This window comes from Vibrio fujianensis, from assembly GCF_002749895.1.
Classification (GTDB): Bacteria; Pseudomonadota; Gammaproteobacteria; order Enterobacterales; family Vibrionaceae; genus Vibrio; species Vibrio fujianensis.
Window position 1 is genome coordinate 186,325 of sequence record NZ_NBUS01000041.1, and the last position, 1,053, is coordinate 187,377.

Genomic DNA, 1,053 nt, shown 5'->3' on the forward strand with positions numbered 1-1,053 from the left:
ATCGATGAGGTGGCGATATTGATCATCGATGTTAATTACAATCTCAATTCCGTTAGGTGTGAGAATAAAGCGTTCGACTTTACCAACGGTTAAGTTTCGATACAGCAATGGCGATCCTTCATTCAAGCCATATGTACTTTCTGACAATAGTGTTATTTCGAGCTGTTGTGAGTACCTCTTAGCGTCGTCTTTTGCTCTTAGAGCGGTGAAATGTCGAGTGTGATCGCCCTGACCTGGGATCAATGTTAAATAATTGCCTTTTACCAGATTGGGGAGGTTTTCTATTCCTGAAATGGAAACGTTAGCTTCTTGCAAAATAAATCGACTACCGCGAGTCAACATCTGACTAAATGACGGTTGGATCGCTGCATGTGCGATAACGTGAGTGTGATCATCACTAAGTTGTAAACGTACGACTTGACCGATTTTAATCCCCTTATACATAATGGATGTACCGGATGGATTTATGCCGCTATTATCAGGTAAATGGATGGTAATCGGTATGCCAAGCCCGGCAGCTTTTAAGTCTTTGTAGAGTTTAAATTGGTGATGTTGTGCTACTTGCTTCCCCCCCTCCGAAGAGTCAACAGCAATGGCTCCACCTACCAGGGTACTTAAACTTTCTAACTGTATATCTATACCATGAACACCTAAATGAGCCCCGAGACCACTGACATTCCAAAACCGGCTTTTAGAGGTAATTAAATGACGATATGCTTCTTTGATTGACGCTTGAATGAGTACCAATTGAGTCTGTTGATCCAGTTGATAGCGAAACACTTCCCCGATAGGAATCTTCTTATACATAATTTGTGATCCGATCGATAATCCTCCTAAATCATCAGCGAGTAGAGAGATAATTAATCCGCCATTCGCGATTAAATCGGATGGTGCATTATCATCAGCAGCAAATACTTTTGGATGTTCTATTGGTTTTGATTCTGTATTACCGGGATGAATGGCAATGTAGTTACCAGATACGAGCGCATCAAGCCCTGAAACACCAGATAAACTCGCTGTCGGTTTGACGAGCCAAAAACGTGTTGAGCTCGA

Annotated in this window: 1 protein-coding gene; it reads right to left on the reverse strand. The window is 42.0% G+C overall.

Annotated elements, in window-relative coordinates:
* On the reverse strand, positions 1-1,053 hold a 1,053-nt coding region (locus tag B7C60_RS18455), incomplete at both ends, for an MlaD family protein (RefSeq protein ID WP_245868938.1).